This window comes from Spirillospora sp. NPDC052242 (assembly GCF_040679555.1).
GTDB lineage: Bacteria > Actinomycetota > Actinomycetes > Streptosporangiales > Streptosporangiaceae > Spirillospora.
The window spans coordinates 1-1,321 of sequence record NZ_JBFAUZ010000116.1 but is presented as its reverse complement, the minus strand read 5'-3'; the positions used below and the strand labels follow the sequence as shown (position 1 = coordinate 1,321).

Below are 1,321 nucleotides of genomic sequence, written 5' to 3'. Positions count from 1 at the left end.
GGATGCTCTTATGGATGTCAAGCGGCGAGTTCGAGATCGTGAGCGGTGATGATCTGGAAGAGCTCGCGTGCGACGTAGCGTTTGAGGCACCGGATGATCTCTTTCTTGGTCATGCCTTCCTTGGTGCGTCGTTCGGCGTAGGCGCGGGTGCGGGGGTCCCAGCGCAAGCGGCAGATCACCACGCGGTAGAGGGCGGCGTTGGCGTGCCGGTCGCCGCCGCGGTTGAGGCGGTGCCGGTGGGTGCGGCCCGAGGAGGCGGGGATCGGGGCGGCGCCGCAGAGCATGGCGAACGCGGCTTCGGAGCGGAGCCGGTCGTGGTTCTGCCCGGCGGTGGCCAGGAGCTGCCCGGCGACGTCGGTGCCGACCCCGTTGACGGCGGCCAGCTCGGGGTTGATCGCGGCGACCAGGGGTCGGAGCAGCTCGTCCAGCTCGGTGATCTCGGCCGACAGCCGCTGGTGGCGGCGGGCCAGGGACCGCAGGGCGATTTCGGCGGCGGTCTCGGGCGAGGCGGCGTCGGCGGGGTCGGGCCGCAGGGCGGCGCAGGCGGCGATCAGCTCGCGGGCGGGCAGGCCGCGCAGGCGTGTGCGCAGTCCGTCGGGGGCGGTGACGATCAGTGCCTTGATCTGCCGCTGGGCGTCGGCGCGCTGGCCGACCGCGCTGCGGCGGGCCACCCGCAGGTTGCGCAGCGCCTCGACGCGGCCGTCGCGCCGTTTGGGGGCACCGGTGCGTTCCCCGGCCAGGGCCGTCTTCGCGGCGGCGACGGCGTCGATCGGGTCGGATTTGCCCTGGAAACGGCGGGTCTTGCGGTCGGGCCGGTCGACCTCGATCACCTGGACGCCGGCGTCGTGCAGCAGGCGGGCCAGGCCAGTGCCGTAGACGCCGGTGCCCTCGACCCCGACGCGCTCCAGGCGCCCGAACGAGCGCATCCAGTCCAGCAGGGCGGTGTATCCGGCCCGGTCGGCGGGGAACTGCTCGGTGCCCAGGATACGGCCGACCGGGTCGAGTACGGCGGCGGTGTGGGTGTCGGCGTGGGTGTCGACGCCGCCGGCGACCTCGCCGATCGCCGCGTCATCGGGTGTAATGGGGGTCATCGTCGTCCTGTTCTCCTGGCCGGGGGCGGGGCGGCACGCACCGGCCGGACGGTGGGACAAGACAGTGATGGGGCCTCTGGCCAGGCTCTTATTAGGTCACCCCGCCATATCCGGTGAGTGCACATGAGCGCCTCCCGCGCAGGGTCGGCAGATCCCGTTGAAGGCACCAGGCCAGTCAGGCGTTGGGCCAGACCCCAGCGGGAGGCGCTCACCTACATCATCACTGTCAG

Annotated in this window: 1 protein-coding gene; it reads right to left on the bottom strand. The window is 72.4% G+C overall.

Translation table 11 applies throughout. From position 1 onward, the window contains the following. Positions 1-17 precede the first annotated feature (17 nt). Positions 18-1,082 carry an IS110 family RNA-guided transposase gene (locus AB0L25_RS41035; RefSeq protein ID WP_500179059.1) on the bottom strand — a complete coding sequence of 355 codons (1,065 nt, stop codon included), beginning with the start codon at positions 1,080-1,082 and terminating at the stop codon, positions 18-20. Positions 1,083-1,321 lie beyond the last annotated feature (239 nt).